Raw genomic sequence first — 15289 nt, forward strand, 5'->3', positions numbered from 1 at the left:
AGGACGTTCGACCCTGTTGCGACAGATGATGCAGACGGTTGCGGCCAGCCGGCCGGTGCCTCCTGATTTGTGCTACCTCAACAATTTCGACACCCCGGAGCGGCCGCGGGCCCTGCGCATGCCTGCCGGACAGGGGCGGCTGCTGCGCCAACTCATGGCGCAGTTGACCAAAACACTGCAGGCGGAAATCCCCAAACGTCTGGCCGGTGAGGATTTCAAGACGGAAAGCGAGCGCATTAAAAAAACCTACAAGGCAGAAGAAGGCCCGGCCTATGTAGAACTCGATGCGTTTGCGGAAGCCCGGAGCTTTTCCTTGTTTCGCGAGGAGGGTCACCTGGTCTTTACCTTGAGGGACGAAAAAGGCCAGGCCCTGACCGAAAGCGAGGCGCTGGCCTTGCCGAAAGAGCGGCGCACTGAAATTGACCAAGCGGAGCAGGAACTTCGCGCGGAGATTGCCCGATTTCTCGAAAAAACCCGCGCTATGGAGCGGGTCATGAACGAGGGTCTCGCGGCCTTGCGCCGCCAGGTGATCAAGCCGATGGTGGAGCATGAGCTGCAGGAAATCCGAAACGAATTCAAAAAGCAGATCAAGGATTCGGTCAAGCTTGGCAACTACCTGGAAGAGGTCATGCACGATGTGCTCGAAAATCTGGAGCTGTTCCAGGTGGGCGACACCGAAGAGGAAGTCCGGCTGGAGGCGCTCGCTACCGTGCTGTCGCGCTACCGCGTTAACCTGGTCGTGGATAACCAGGGCTTGAGCGGTGCGCCTGTGCTGGTCGAGGACAACCCCCTGTTTCGCTCGCTGTTTGGCAGTATCGAGTACCAGTCGGATAACGATGTTCTGGTGACGGATTTCTCGCGCATCCGCGCGGGTAGCCTGCTCAAGGCAAACGGCGGGTTTTTGATGCTGCATCTGCACGATCTGCTGGCCGATGAACTCGTATGGGAAAAGCTGCGTCGCTTCCTGCGAAGCGGCCGCCTGCAGATTGAAGAGTCCGGCCTGCTGTATTCGCCGATTGCCGCAGTGTCACTGGAGCCCGAACCGGTGGATGTGGACGTCAAGATCATCCTGATTGGATCGGTCGAGGAATACTACGCCGTGCAGGAGGGCGACCCCGAGTTTGCGCGTCGTTTTCGCTGCAAGGTGGACTTTGCAGAAAGTTTTTCAGCAAGTGCGGATACCCGGCGTGCCTCGGCCGTTTTTGTGGCGCACACCTGCCGCAAGATGGGATTTCCCCATTTTTCTGCAGCGGCTGTCGCGCGCCTGCTGGAAGACTCCCACCGCGAAGTGGACGACCAGACACGCCAGAGTGCGATCTTCGCCCATACCGAGGCGTTGGTGATGGAAAGTGCGTCCATTTCCCGTGCGCGCGGCGGAACCCTGGTGGACGTGCAGGACGTCGAGGCGGCCCTGCGTGCCCGCAAGTACAGGCACGATTACCTGGAACAGCGCGAGCAGGAAACCATTGCAGACGGGGAACGGCTGCTTGTCCTGTGCGGCGAGAAGGTGGGGCAGCTCAATGGCTTGACCGTCATCGACCTCGGCGACTACCGATTCGGTTTTCCGGTGGGCGTTACGGCCCGTACCTATGCCGGCGACGAAGGCCTGCTCAGCGTTGAGCGCGAGGTGAAGCTTTCCGGACCCATCCATGACAAGGGGGTGCTTATCCTGCACAGCTACCTGTCCGCGCTGTTTGCCCATATCGCACCGCTGGCGCTCAATGCAGCTATCGTTTTCGAACAGGAGTACCACGGCGTCGAGGGCGATTCTGCTTCCTGCGCCGAGTTGTATGTGCTGCTTTCGTCCCTGTCAGGTCAGCCCCTCAAGCAGGGAATCGCCGTGACAGGGGCTGTCGACCAGCACGGCCAGATGCTGCCGGTGGGTGGCATCAACGAAAAAATCGAGGGCTATTTCCGAAGCTGTGAGACCGTCGGGCTCGATGGCAGCCAGGGCGTCCTGATTCCCCGCCGCAACCTGCGCCACCTGATGCTGGAGCGCAAGGTGGTGGAGGCTGTGACCCAGGGCCTGTTCCATATCTACACGGCCGAACATGCGAGAGAAGGCATGGAACTGCTCACCGGCATGCCTTTTGGCGAGTTGGGTTCGACGGGCGTTTACCCGCCGGACAGCGTGCTCGGTCACGCGCAGAAAACCCTGCAGGACTACCGGCGTGCCTGCCAGCTGTCGGGCCAGCACAAGCACGAGCGTAAACCCAGACAGCCGCGCTGACGGGGATTTGTCAGGTCCTATTTCTGCTTCGGGACCCGGCCCATCAGGTAGAACTCGGGATTGGGCTGCATGCCGCTGACGCTGGCCATGCGGTTGGACAGGCCAAAAAATGCGGTGATAGCCGCGATGTCCCAAGCGTCTTCATCGTTGAAGCCGTGCGCCTGCAGGGCTTCAAAGTCAGCGTCTTCGATCTGGTCGGCGTTCAGGCACACCTTCATGGCGAAGTTGAGCATGGCGCGCTGGCGCGCCGTGATGTCGGCCTTGCGGTAGTTCACCGCGACCTGGTCAGCCACCATTGGTTTCTTTTCATGGATGCGCAAAATAGCGCCATGTGCCACCACGCAATACAGGCAGTGGTTGGCCGCGCTTGTGGTGGTCACGATCATCTCTCGCTCGCCTTTGCTCAGAGAGCCATTTGGGTTGGAGCCTTCTTCCTTGAGCATGAGCGCATCGTGGTACGCAAAAAACGCGCGCCATTCGGCCGGGCGCCTTGCCAGTGCAAGGAAGACGTTGGGCACAAAGCCGGCCTTTTCCTGCACCTCCAGCACCTTGGCCTTGATGTCGTCGGGCAAGTCATTGAGTTGGGGGAATGGGTAGCGGCTCATGGTGGGGTCTCCGTTCGGTGATTGCATCATCGTAGAACTGCGGGGGAATAGGGTGTGGCCGACTAAAGGGCGGACAGGTCGGGCAAGTTCGTTATCCTCAGGCTTTTCAGGAGAACAACGATGCAAGATCAGCAATTCGACAAGGGCCTGGTCACCCGCAAGCAGGTGATGGGCGAGGACTTCGTGGCCCAGGCGTTTTCAACCATGACCGATTTCACCCAGCCGATCCAGGAACACATCACCGCCAAGGCTTGGGGTGATGTCTGGCAGCGACCGGGCCTGGACCTTAAAACCCGCAGCCTGATCACCGTGGCCATGCTGACGGCGCTGGGCAAGCAGCACGAACTCAAGGGCCATGTGCGCGGCGCGCTCAACAATGGCGCGACGCCGGGCGAAATTCAGGAAGTGCTGTTGCACGCTGCCGTGTATTGCGGCGTGCCTGCAGCGGTCGAGGCCTTCAGGACCGCCGCCGAAATGGTCGATGGACCGAAGAAGGCCTGAACCTCGCGCAAACGCGGTTTGCAGCCCATTTTTATAGGCTATTTTGACCTATAGCCCAATAACAACAGGCGTATATAGCTATCAAATTGATAGTATCAGCCAGCCATCACCTTGTGCACCAGATCGGCGGTGGTGGACGCTTTGTACTTGCGCATGAGGCGGGCTCGGTAAATCTCCACGGTGCGGTGACTGATGACGAGGGCCCGGCCAATTTCCTTGGAGGTCAGCCCGTCCATCAGGTGGGCGGCGACTTCACGCTCGCGCGCCGTCAGCTCTGCGGTCACCGGGCGGCGCGAGCTCAGGTCTTCAAAAGTCCAGATGCCGGCCTCATGGGGCGCGCTGCGGTTCAGCGCACGCCCGGTCACATGGCACCAGAAGGTTTCGCCCTTGCTGTGCCCATCAACGCGCTTCATGATGCGGTCGTCGGAGTACAAGCCCTTCGTATTCAGGATGGGAATCATGCGGGCGCCGATGCGCTCGTACTCGTCCACACTGGGATAGAGAATCAGGAAAGACTGCCCCGTGAGTTGCTCCCGGGTGGCGCCAAACATCTCGCACAAGTGCTGGTTGCAGTCCACAATAGAGCGGTTGCGAGACAACACCAGTCCCACCGGGGCCAGATCAAAAGCGAGCTGGTAATCCACTTTCATGGGGCTAACCTTTACGAAGAACTACGTATTTGAATAAGTAGTATCGTAATGGATGGGCTGGATGCTGAACGATACAAGGAGACTTTTTGTGAATAAACTTTTTCCCTCCGCCGCGGAGGCCCTCAAGGGCGTCGTCAGGGACGGCCAGTTGCTGGCCGTCGGCGGCTTTGGCCTGTGCGGCATTCCGGAGGCGCTGATTGATGCCTTGCGTGACAGCCAGGTCAAAAACCTGACCGTGATTTCCAACAATGCCGGTGTGGACGGTTTTGGTCTGGGCAAACTGCTGGAGACACGGCAGATCAAAAAAATGATTTCCAGCTATGTCGGCGAGAACAAGGAATTTGAGCGCCAATACCTCGCGGGCGAGCTGGAACTGGAATTCACGCCCCAGGGCACGCTGGCTGAAAAACTGCGCGCCGGCGGCGCCGGCATTCCGGCCTTCTTCACCAAGACCGGTGTCGGCACCCTGGTGGCCGAAGGCAAGGAACTGCGCGAGTTTGACGGCGAAACCTATGTGATGGAGCGCGCGCTGGTGCCCGAGGTCTCGCTGGTCAAGGCGCACCGGGCCGACAAGTCCGGCAACCTGCAATTTCGTCTGACCGCGCGCAACTTCAACCCGGCCGTCGCCATGGCGGGCAAGCTATGCATTGTGGAAGTGGAAGAAGTGGTGGAAACCGGAGAGCTCGAACCCGATTCGATTCATTTGCCCGGAATTTATGTACACCGCATCGTGCATAACCCCAACCCCGAAAAGCGCATCGAAAAAAGAACCCTCACCGAAAAAGCGGGAATCTGAAACTTTGCGGGACAGACCGCAGCCGCGAAGCGGCAAGCTCTGTCCTCAACTGGAGAAAATATGAGCTGGACCCAAGACCAAATGGCGGCACGCGCCGCCCAGGAACTCGAAGACGGGTTTTATGTCAACCTCGGCATTGGCATTCCCACGCTGGTGGCCAACTTCGTGCCCGACGACAAGGAAGTCTGGCTGCAGTCGGAAAACGGCATGCTGGGCATCGGCCCGTTTCCTACCGAAGACGAGGTGGACGCTGACCTGATCAACGCCGGCAAGCAGACCGTTACCACCATCAAGGGCTCGTCGATTTTTGGCAGTCACGAAAGCTTTGCCATGATCCGTGGCGGCAAGATCAACCTGTCCATTCTGGGCGCCATGCAGGTCAGTGAAAAGGGCGATCTGGCCAACTGGATGATTCCGGGCAAGATGGTCAAGGGCATGGGCGGTGCGATGGACCTTGTCGCCGGCGTCAAGCGAGTGATCGTCCTGATGGAGCATGTTGCCAAAAAGAAAGACGGCACCGAAGACATGAAAATCCTGCCGCAATGCACGCTGCCGCTCACCGGCGTGGGCGTGGTGGACCGCATCATCACCGATCTTGCGGTGATGGATGTGACGCCCGCAGGCCTCAAGGTGGTCGAGTTGGCGCCCGGTGTGACGCTGCAAGCGCTGCAGGCCAAGACCGGCGTGAAGCTGATCTGAGCACTGGTGAGGTTATTCCTCGGCTGGCGAAATCCTCTGATCAAGCGATAGACATAAAAAAACCGGGCACTTGTCCGGTTTTTTTATGTCTGAAACTGAATACTGGAGCGGGCTACCGGTCTCGAACCGGTGACCTTCAGTATGGGAAACTGACGCTCTACCAACTGAGCTAAGCCCGCTCTGGGCTTTGAAGAGTTCTGGCAGCCCCTTGCGGGTAACGGTCGATCCCAATATCGACCCCTGGCAGGCTTTCAATCACCGGATTGTAAGACCAGACAGAGGCTGTTTGCCCAAGGGGTCACGCTGTAATGGCTTGGCAATCCCTGAATTTTTAGAAAAATTTAAGTGTTTTTTGCCTGTAGCCTCCGAATAGCAGGCGTTAGAAGCTATCAAAAAAGGAGCATTCTAGGCCGGGTCAGCGCAGCATAACCCGATATCTGCAAGGCGGCCTGCACGCCTCGATCTTGAACCGGTCGCTGCATTCCCGGCTGTGGCCAGCCCACCGAATAATCCGGTTTGGGTCAGAAGTCTGCGGTTCATTTGAGAATGTCGCCCAAACACAGGTACTTCATCTCCAGATACTCATCAATCCCGTGGCTGGAGCCTTCGCGGCCCAAGCCTGACTGCTTGACGCCGCTGAGCGTTAACAGTGCCAGTTAATTGAGAAAAAGCTGAAAGATGATGCCATTGCCATTCGAGACAAGAACATAGTCGCCGCCAATTTGAACCCAGTGGTAGCCTCGGGGGGGGGCAGTCAGGCGGTGGCCGCGCCAATCATCAACCACGTATTGGCGGCTGCGATATTCGTTAGGAAGGCGCCTGCCTCTGCGGAGGTCATGGTTTGGGCCTGCACCACGCTCCTGATATTGCCTTTCGCCGTCTTGGCGAGCCTGATTGTCGCGGCGTCCGGGCTGATAGCCATGCCCACGGTTTTCGCTTTGCCCGCGGCGCTGGGCTTGATCATTGCGTCCGCGATCGTTCTGACCATCGTTACCTTGGGCGAACGTTGAACTGCTTGCCAGCAGACACAATGCAATGGCGGCAGAAGAAATAACTGATTTACTATTCATATAAGTTCCGTGTGGTGGTGACGGCGAGTGGCCTCAGGTACAACAGCTCTCTTCACGCGTGCGCCTTGTCATTCATCGTTCGGGCCTGCAACCGTGCTGCCCCTCAGTTGAGCCGCAGATCAAATCGACCGGCGCAGCTTGCCGACAGCCGGAAGCGTCCGCGAAGACACTAAGTTCCGACGGCAGGACTTGCTCAACCTGCGTCTGAAATCAGAAGGAGAGATTTTTCCCTACCCCCCGCTTCAGCCGTATCCCGGATTACTGCTTAGGCACCACCACAATAGTGCTGGTACCTGAACCTGAACCGGTTCTTCCGGTAGCACCCGTAGCACCGGTAGCGCCCGTAGCGCCGGTGCCAGTAGCACCCGTAGCGCCGGTGTATCCCGTGTCTCCGGTAGCGCCCGTAGCACCGGTAGCGCCCGTAGCGCCGGTGCCGGTAGCGCCCGTAGCACCGGTAGCGCCCGTAGCGCCGATGCCGGTAGCGCCCGTAGCACCGGTGTATCCCGTGTTTCCTTGATTGCCCTGCGGTCCCGCTGGCCCAGTGCATGCGCCTAGTCCGAGCAGCGCGAGCAGCAGAAGTGATGTCGTTGAATATTTCATGATGATTCCTCTTGGGTTGGCCGGTTGCCACGGATAGGGTCAACCTGGCTACTTCTATAAAAACACTTTAGGCCAGAAATAGCTGCCATCCCTTGGCGCAGATCGCCGTAGGACAAGCGGAGTCCTAAAGTACAACCTGCGCTGCTCAACTGCATCGGAATAGGTAGGATGGTAGAGCGCTTAAACCAACGTCGCTGTACGTGAAACCACCACTTCTTAAGTGACATCATGAATCAGCAGCAACCAGACTCATCAACTCCGCCAGGCCCAGCCACATGCCTGCAGGCCTCGGACACAGTAACCCGCGCATTGCCGCTGAATGGCTTCGTTTTGCCGGTATTTCAATGGGACAAAAAACCAGCTCGTCAAACCAGAAATCTGCGATGTCGGGCAAGAACGCAATAACTGACCTGCAGCCATGGTCCTGCGCGAGGATGGCAGCAAGATCGTGATCGGGTTCACGCGCAATACCGGCCTGGATCATGCATCCTCCAGTCGCTAAAGGTTCAGTGCGAGAAAGAAACCTGCAGGTGCCTCGCGTCAATAGGCTGGCGGTGAGGGGCGTCAGCCTGTGCCGGCGTGGGGTGGGGTGGAGTCGTTGATACTTTTTTGCGCGGGATCAGGCTTTGGCAGCTTGCTTGCGCTTTATTTCAAAATATCGCCCAGGCACAGGTATTTCAATTCGATGTATTCATCGATGCCATGGCTGGAACCTTCGCGGCCCAGGCCCGACTGCTTGACGCCGCCGAAAGGCACATGCTCGGTGGCCAGAACGCCGACATTGATGCCCACCATGCCGTACTCCAGTGCTTCGGCCACGCGGAAAATGCGTCCTACATCGCGGCTGTAGAAATAGCTGGCCAGGCCAAACTCGGTGTTGTTGGCGGCGTCAATCGCTTCCTGCTCGGTCTTGAAGCGGAACACGGGCGCAAAGGGGCCAAAGGTTTCTTCTTTGGCGCACAGCATGTCGGCGGTGGCGTCAGCCACCACGGTGGGTTCAAAGAACTGGCCCGCCAGCCGTTTACCACCCACCAGCAACCGGCCCCCCTTGGCCACGGCATCGTCCACATGACGCTGCACTTTTTCGAGCGCGGCTTCCTCGATCAGCGGGCCTTGGTTGACGCCGTCCTCGAAACCATTACCGACCTTGGCAGTCTTGACCTTTGCGGCGAATTTGGTGACGAACTCATCATAGACAGTTTCCTGCACATAGAGCCGGTTGGAGCAGACGCAGGTCTGGCCGGCGTTGCGGTACTTGCTGGTAAATGCACCTTCCACAGCGCTGTCGATATCGGCATCCTCAAACACGATGAACGGTGCGTTGCCGCCAAGTTCCAGCGACAGCTTCTTGACCGTGGGGGCCGACTGCGCCATCAGGATGCGACCGACTTCCGTGGAGCCGGTAAAGCTGATGTGGCGTACCACGTCGCTGGCGCAAATGATTTTGCCGATTGCAATCGAGTTCTGGCTGTCGGCCGTGATCATGTTGAGCACCCCGGCCGGAATACCGGCGCGCAGGGCCAGTTCGGCCGCCGCCAGGGCGGTCAGTGGCGTGAGTTCGGCCGGTTTGATCACCACCGGGCAACCCGCAGCCAGCGCTGGGGCGACTTTGCGGGTGATCATGGCCAGCGGAAAGTTCCAGGGCGTGATGGCCGCACACACGCCGATCGGCTGCTTGATGACCATCAGGCGGCGGTTGTTGTCAAACTGGGGCAGCGTCTCGCCATTGATGCGTTTGGCCTCTTCGGCATACCACTCGACAAAACTCGCGCCGTAGGCAACTTCACCTTTGGCTTCGGGTAAGGGCTTTCCCTGCTCGGCGGTCATGATGCGGCCCAGGTCTTCCTGGTTGGCCATGAGCAATTGGTACCACTTCATCAGGATGGCATGGCGCTCCTTGCCGGTTTTGCTGCGCCAGGCGGGCCAGGCCGCGTTGGCTGCGGCAATGGCGGTCTCGGCGTCCGCCGGGCCGAGGTTGGCGACGTCCGCCAGCTTCTCACCGGTGGCAGGATCCAGCACGTCGAAGCGGCTAGCGCCGGTCAGCCACTGCCCATTGATCAGTGCGTCGGTTTTGAAGAGGCTGGGGTCTTTGAGCAGTGAAATAGGGGAGGTTTTCATGTCCATGCTGTGTCTTTCAGTGGCTATGTGGGCTGCTGGATGTGGCAGTGCCCCGACGGGGATGAGAAATTCCAAGCATAGCGCCTAAGCCTGAAACACGCTGTAACCAGGGCAGTGTGCAAACTTATAATCAACAATTCAGACAAACCGGGCACTCTGGCCCTTTTTATCTCTTTTTAAATACCCCGTGCGGCTTGCAGCGCTGACTTGTTTGTCAGGGCGGCGGTCAGCCCCAACGAGCAAAACATGAGCACACCCACCGTCACTGTTGCCGACATCCGCAAGACGTTCCTCGACTTCTTTGCCTCCAAGGGCCACACCGTGGTGCCGTCCAGCTCGCTGGTGCCGGGCAATGACCCGACGCTGATGTTCACCAACTCGGGCATGGTGCAGTTCAAGGACGTGTTTCTCGGCGCCGACAAGCGCCCGTATGTGCGTGCGGCGTCGGTGCAGGCCTGCCTGCGTGCGGGCGGCAAGCACAACGACCTCGAAAATGTCGGCTACACCGCGCGCCACCATACGTTTTTTGAGATGCTGGGCAACTGGAGCTTTGGCGACTACTTCAAGCGCGAGTCGCTCAAGTGGGCGTGGGAGCTGCTGACCGAGGTGTACAAGCTGCCCGCCGACAAACTGTGGGCCACGGTGTACATCGATGACGACGAAGCCTACGACATCTGGACCAAAGAAATTGGCCTGCCGCCTGAGCGCGTGGTGCGCATTGGCGACAACAAGGGCGCCAAATACGCTTCCGACAACTTCTGGATGATGGCCGACACCGGCCCGTGCGGCCCGTGTAGCGAAATTTTCTTTGACCACGGCCCTGAAATTCCAGGCGGCCCCCCGGGCTCGCCGGATCAGGACGGTGACCGTTACATCGAAATCTGGAACAACGTGTTCATGCAGTTCGACATGCAGCCTGATGGCTCGGTCAAGCCGCTGCCCGCACCCTGCGTGGACACCGGCATGGGGCTGGAGCGCCTGGCCGCCATCCTGCAGCATGTGCACAGCAACTACGAGATCGATATTTTCGATGCGCTGATCAAGGCGGCGGCGCGCGAAACCGGCGAAAAAGACCTGGGCAACAAATCGCTGCGCGTGATTGCCGACCATATCCGCGCCACCGCGTTTCTGGTCAGCGACGGCGTCAATCCGTCCAATGAAGGGCGCGGCTATGTTCAGCGCCGCATCATCCGCCGCGCCATTCGCCACGGTTACCAGCTGGGCAAGAAGACGCCTTTCTTCCACAAACTGGTGCCTGACTTGGCCAAGCTGATGGGCGATGCCTATCCCAAGCTCAAGGCCGACGAACAGCGCATTACCGAGGTGCTCAAGGCCGAAGAAGAGCGCTTTTTCGAAACGCTGGAAATCGGCATGAAGATTCTGGAAACAGAAGTTTATGGTTTACATGGACAGGTGGTGATTAAAAACAAGAAGCTGAAGAAGCTTCCTGGTGGTATCGCGTTTATGTTGCACGACACATATGGCTTTCCTTTGGACTTGACGGCGGACGTCTGCCGCGAATGGGAAGTTGAAGTTGACGAAGCTGGCTTCAACGCCGCGATGGACAAACAGAAAAACCAGGCCCGCGCTGCCGGCAAGTTCAAGATGGACCGTGCCCTGGAATACAGCGGCAGCGGCAATAGCTTCACCGGTTATGAGCATCTTGAAGAAACTTCAAAAATCGTAGCACTCTACGCTGACGGCACGCCGGTTGCAGCACTAAAAACCGGTCAAAACGGCGTGGTGGTGCTGGACACCACTCCGTTCTACGCCGAAAGCGGCGGTCAGGTCGGCGATGAGGGCGATCTGGTCAGCGGCTCGGCGCACTTTGCGGTGGGCGACACACTGAAGATCAAGGCCGACGTGTACGGCCACCATGGCACGCTGGAGCAGGGCACGCTGAGCGTGGGCGATCATGTCACCGCGCGCGTCAATACTGCCGTGCGCGCCGCGACCGTGCGCAACCACAGTGCCACCCATTTGATGCACAAAGCCTTGCGCGAAGTGCTGGGCGCCCATGTGCAGCAAAAGGGCAGTCTGGTGAACGCCGAGCGCACCCGCTTTGACTTTGCGCACAACGCACCGATGACCGACGCGCAGATTCGCGAAGTCGAAGCCCGCGTCAACGCCGAAATCCTGTCCAACGTCGCCGCCGAGGCCCGCGAGATGGACATGGAAGCCGCCCAGAAGACCGGCGCGATGATGCTGTTCGGCGAGAAATATGGCGACACCGTGCGCGTGCTGAGCATTGGATCGAGCAAAGAGCTCTGCGGCGGCACCCATGTGGGCCATACCGGTGACATCGGTCTCTTTAAAATTGTCGCGGAGAGCGGTGTCGCCGCAGGCGTGCGCCGGGTGGAAGCCGTCACCGGGGAAAACGCCCTGGCTTATTTGCAGTCGCTCGAATCCACGGTGCAGTCCGCCGCAGGTTCCCTCAAAGCCAGCCCGTCTGAGCTGCAACACCGGATTGCTCAGATGCTGGACCAGGTCAAGCTGCTGGAGAAGGAAGTTACGTCACTCAAAGGCAAACTGGCTTCATCGCAGGGTGACGAGCTGATGACCCAGGCCGTGGAAGTGAAGGGCATCAAGGTGCTGGCTGCGCGGCTCGAAGGCGCTGACGCCAAAACGCTGCGCGACACGCTGGACAAGCTCAAGGACAAGCTCAAAACCGCGGTGATCGTGCTGGCGGCGGTGGAAGGCGGCAAGGTGCAGATCGCAGCTGGCGTCACCAACGACAGCACAGGCAAGGTCAAAGCGGGAGAGCTGGTCAACTTTGTGGCACAGCAGGTCGGCGGCAAGGGCGGCGGCAAGGCCGACATGGCCATGGCCGGTGGCACGGATGCCTCCAACCTGGATAACGCGTTGAAATCAGTGCAGGCTTGGGTGACTGAGCGCGTCTGACAAGGCCTGGACGGGTAGGATTGCTAGCTAATTAATAGCTGTCTTCGACCGTCCTTGTTGGGTTACAGACTGTTTTTATCAATAATAATCCCAGAGCGCCTTAAACCGATGCCCAGAACACAGCAAACCTGTGCTCGGCGTCGCTCCAGTGTTCTACCTGCCTGAACCCGGCTTGCTTCAGCAGCGCCATCATGTGCTCTGGCGTGTATTTGTATGAAGATTCGGTGTGGATGCGCTCACCTGCCCTGAAGCGGCGCCTATGGCCTGGCCAGTGCACGGCGAGGTCGTGCGTCGCCTCCAGATGCATTTCAATGCGCGACTGCGCGGCATTGAACAGCGCCACATGGCGCCATTGGCGAACATCAAAATCTGCCTGCAACAGGTCGTTGATGTTGAGTAGCAGGTTTTTGTTGAAAGCAGCCGTCACGCCCAACGCGTCGTCGTAAGCCGCTTCCAGCGTGGCCGCATCCTTGACCAGATCAATGCCCAGCAGCAGGCCGCGCGCCTTGCCTTGCGCGGGGTCGGCGATGTGCTGCAAAAATTTCAATGCCTGGTCGGGCTGAAAGTTGCCCAGGCTGGAGCCTGGGTAGAAAAAAACCCGATCATGCGCTTGAACCTCGTCCGGTAAAGCCAGCCCGGCTGAAAAGTCCATGCCCAAACCGATAATGTCGAGTGCCGGAAAGCTGTTTTGCACCTGCGCTGCAGCCTCCTTTAAAAAGTCCACCGAAATATCGACCGGCACGTACTGGCGCGGCAGCAGGTGGGGAATCAAGGCCATGGCTTTGGCGCAGTTGCCCGCGCCCAGATCAATCAGGCACGGGTTTTTGATGCCGTTTCTTGCCAGCGTTTCAGCGATTTGCGTGTGGCAGGCCTCAAAAATGCCCGCCTCGGTGCGCGTGGGGTAGTACTCGCTCAGGCCCGTGATGGCCTCAAACAGCTTGGAGCCCAGCGCGTTGTACAAATATTTGGGTGATACGCTGGCCGCTGCGGCCACCAGTCCCTGGCTCAACTCCTGCGCTGTGCTGGGGGCTTGCCCCGGCGTTGAGTCACTGTAGAGGTTGATGAACTGCGGAGATGAAGGTGGCCTCTCTAGCGAGAGGCTGGGGGGGGTGACAGGGTGGTTCAAGATCGGCCTAGCTGCAGTAAAAATAAAAACAGATCAAAAAAATAGATTTACAAGTAGTCTGGAGCGTGCAGGTCAGCTGCAACAATAATTCACTTTACAACAGCGCAGCAAGAGCTTGCTTGTTCGCGGGCGGCTGGGCTTTGCTACCCTTGCCCCCCATTCTTTGCCCAAATTCATTATCCGAGTGTTCTCCCATGCCTGAAAAATTCCCTTCCCGGCGCCATTTCCTGCAAGGTGCGCTTGCGGCCGCCAGCGCCGCTGCCTTGCCCCAGGTTGGCGCGCAAGGTTTGAAAGGTCCGGGGTTCGAGGTGTCCAAATGGTCCGGGCCGGTGTCGGCGTTTGGCTTGGTGGACACCACGGGCAAAACTTGGCGCCTGGCCGATCTGCGTGGCCGGGCGGTGCTGCTGAATTTTTGGGCCAGTTGGTGTGAGCCTTGCCTTGCCGAAATGCCGACGTTGCAGCAGGTGGCCGACTTTTACGGACCCGACAAATTGCTGGTGCTGGCCATCAACTTCAAGGAGCCGGCGGCCCGCGCGGTCCAGTTTGCCAAAAACACAAGTTTGACCCTGCCTGTGTTGCTGGACCACGATGGGCTGGCGGCGCGCCAATGGGGGGTGAAAGTGTTCCCGACCACGTTAACGCTGGACAGCCGGGGGCGGCCGCGTCAGCGCGTGCGGGGAGAGGTCGACTGGACCAGCAACGCGGCGAAAAAGCTGATTGCAGGCTTGCTCACGCCTTGAGTGACGGTTTAAGACCGTCCAGCAGGAAAGCAATATTCGCTACGGCGATAATTGCGGGGCCTTTCCCTGGCCGGGGGCTGTTTTTCAGCCACTGGCCCAGACTGGCAACAACTTCTCGGGGCACCTTTACATGTCCCGATGCACGTTACCCTTTCCTTATCCGGAGATCCTTTCATGACCACCGTACGCCGTACATTCCTTAAAAACACCGCCGCTGCTGCTGCAGCCGCTGCGCTGCCTTCCCTCAATTTCGCCCAGGCCCCCACACCGGTGCAACGCACCTTCGCACCCCAAAGCGGCGCTTGGCGCACCTTTGAAGTCACTACCCGCGTTGACATCGTCAAGCCGGAGGGCCTTATCCGGGTGTGGTTGCCGATTCCGTCGGTCAACAGCGACTACCAGCGTTCGCTGGAAAACAGTTTCACCAGCAACGGCACCACCCAGCTCACGCAGGATGGCCAGCATGGCGCCAAGATGTTGTACGTCGAATTTGCCGCCAACGAAGCCAGGCCGTTTGCCGTGCTGACCAGCCGCGTGCAGACGCAAAACCGTGCGGCGGACTGGTCACAAAAAACCGCTGCTTCTGAAGACGCCGACACCTTGCGTTATTTCACGCAGCCTTCCGCATTCATCCCGACCGACGGCATCGTGCGTAAAACTGCGTTGGCGGCCACGCAAGGCGCCAGGACCGATGTTGAAAAAGCCCAAAAAATTTACGACTGGATCGTCGCCAATACCTACCGCGAACCCAAGGTGCGTGGCTGCGGAGAAGGCGACATCCAGACCATGCTGGAAACCGCCAACCTCGGCGGCAAGTGCGCCGACCTGAACGCGCTGTTTGTGGGGCTGTGTCGCGCCGTGGGTGTGCCCGCGCGCGACGTGTATGGCATTCGCCTGGTGCCCTCAGCGTTTGGCTACAAAGAGCTGTCAGGCAATCCCGCCAGCCTCAAGGGCGCGCAGCATTGCCGCTCAGAGGTCTACCTCAAGGGCTACGGCTGGGTAGCGATGGACCCGGCCGACGTGGCCAAGGTGATGCGTCTGGAAACCGCAGACTGGATCAAAAATACCACCAACCCCGTGGTGGCCCCGGTGAACAAGGCGCTGTTTGGCGGCTGGGAAGGCAACTGGATGGCCTACAACACGGCGAGCGACGTGGTGCTGCCCAAGTCAAGCGGCGAGAAGGTCCATTTTTTTATGTATCCCGTCGCCGAAAACGCAGCAGGGCGCTTTGACTCTTATGCGCCGGATGATTT

Annotated in this window: 14 protein-coding genes and 1 tRNA gene; 7 read left to right on the forward strand and 8 right to left on the reverse strand. The window is 59.0% G+C overall.

Features of this window, described 5'->3' with window-relative positions:
- A partial coding sequence (locus B3F77_RS16630; RefSeq protein ID WP_293606027.1) for a Lon protease family protein occupies positions 1-2230 on the forward strand: 2230 nt, incomplete at its 5' end.
- 17 nt (positions 2231-2247) lie between these two features.
- Here the strand turns inward: B3F77_RS16630 and B3F77_RS16635 are convergent.
- Complete coding sequence (locus B3F77_RS16635; protein ID WP_293606028.1) at positions 2248-2835, reverse strand: peroxidase-related enzyme; 588 nt, start codon at positions 2833-2835, stop codon at positions 2248-2250.
- Positions 2836-2955: 120 nt separating this feature from the next.
- Between B3F77_RS16635 and B3F77_RS16640 the strand changes: the two genes are divergently transcribed.
- The gene (locus B3F77_RS16640; protein WP_293606029.1) at positions 2956-3336 is read left to right on the forward strand and encodes a carboxymuconolactone decarboxylase family protein; all 381 of its coding nucleotides are present in this window, start codon (positions 2956-2958) and stop codon (positions 3334-3336) included.
- Positions 3337-3431: 95 nt separating this feature from the next.
- On the opposite strand, the gene B3F77_RS16645 is transcribed toward B3F77_RS16640, so the two are convergent.
- On the reverse strand, positions 3432-3986 hold the full coding sequence (locus B3F77_RS16645; protein ID WP_293606030.1) for a PAS and helix-turn-helix domain-containing protein: 555 nt from the start codon (positions 3984-3986) through the stop codon (positions 3432-3434).
- An 88-nt stretch (positions 3987-4074) separates the two neighbouring features.
- On the opposite strand from B3F77_RS16645, the gene B3F77_RS16650 reads away from it, so the two are divergent.
- A complete protein-coding gene (locus B3F77_RS16650; RefSeq protein WP_293606031.1) occupies positions 4075-4782 on the forward strand; it encodes a CoA transferase subunit A in 708 nt (235 codons plus the stop codon).
- 60 nt (positions 4783-4842) lie between these two features.
- The gene (locus tag B3F77_RS16655) at positions 4843-5481 is read left to right on the forward strand and encodes a CoA transferase subunit B (protein ID WP_293606032.1); all 639 of its coding nucleotides are present in this window, start codon (positions 4843-4845) and stop codon (positions 5479-5481) included.
- A 103-nt stretch (positions 5482-5584) separates the two neighbouring features.
- Here B3F77_RS16655 and B3F77_RS16660 read toward each other — a convergent pair.
- The 5 genes from B3F77_RS16660 to B3F77_RS16680 form a co-directional block, all read right to left on the reverse strand.
- Positions 5585-5660, reverse strand: a tRNA-Gly gene (locus B3F77_RS16660).
- Positions 5661-6137: 477 nt separating this feature from the next.
- Positions 6138-6551 carry an RcnB family protein gene (locus B3F77_RS16665; protein WP_293606033.1) on the reverse strand — a complete coding sequence of 138 codons (414 nt, stop codon included), beginning with the start codon at positions 6549-6551 and terminating at the stop codon, positions 6138-6140.
- Positions 6552-6809: 258 nt separating this feature from the next.
- A complete protein-coding gene (locus tag B3F77_RS16670; RefSeq protein ID WP_293606034.1) occupies positions 6810-7151 on the reverse strand; it encodes a collagen-like protein in 342 nt (113 codons plus the stop codon).
- A gap of 226 nt (positions 7152-7377) precedes the next feature.
- Positions 7378-7635, reverse strand: a complete 258-nt coding sequence (locus B3F77_RS16675; RefSeq protein ID WP_293606035.1) for a hypothetical protein — start codon at positions 7633-7635, stop codon at positions 7378-7380.
- 161 nt (positions 7636-7796) lie between these two features.
- Entirely contained in the window at positions 7797-9275 is a 1479-nt protein-coding gene (locus B3F77_RS16680; protein WP_293606036.1) for an NAD-dependent succinate-semialdehyde dehydrogenase, read from the reverse strand.
- Between the two features lie 240 nt (positions 9276-9515).
- On the opposite strand from B3F77_RS16680, the gene alaS reads away from it, so the two are divergent.
- Entirely contained in the window at positions 9516-12170 is a 2655-nt protein-coding gene (gene alaS, locus B3F77_RS16685) for an alanine--tRNA ligase (protein WP_293606037.1), read from the forward strand.
- 100 nt (positions 12171-12270) lie between these two features.
- Here alaS and egtD read toward each other — a convergent pair whose 3' ends face one another.
- The gene (egtD, locus tag B3F77_RS16690; protein ID WP_293606038.1) at positions 12271-13296 is read right to left on the reverse strand and encodes an L-histidine N(alpha)-methyltransferase; all 1026 of its coding nucleotides are present in this window, start codon (positions 13294-13296) and stop codon (positions 12271-12273) included.
- 194 nt (positions 13297-13490) lie between these two features.
- Between egtD and B3F77_RS16695 the strand changes: the two genes are divergently transcribed.
- Together B3F77_RS16695 and B3F77_RS16700 are read left to right on the forward strand one after the other, a co-directional pair.
- A complete protein-coding gene (locus tag B3F77_RS16695; protein WP_293606039.1) occupies positions 13491-14036 on the forward strand; it encodes a TlpA disulfide reductase family protein in 546 nt (181 codons plus the stop codon).
- Between the two features lie 174 nt (positions 14037-14210).
- Positions 14211-15289 (forward strand): transglutaminase-like domain-containing protein (locus B3F77_RS16700; protein ID WP_293606040.1); only part of this gene is annotated, 1079 nt, incomplete at its 3' end.

This window comes from Polaromonas sp. UBA4122, assembly GCA_002381615.1.
In the GTDB taxonomy this organism is placed as follows: domain Bacteria; phylum Pseudomonadota; class Gammaproteobacteria; order Burkholderiales; family Burkholderiaceae_C; genus Polaromonas.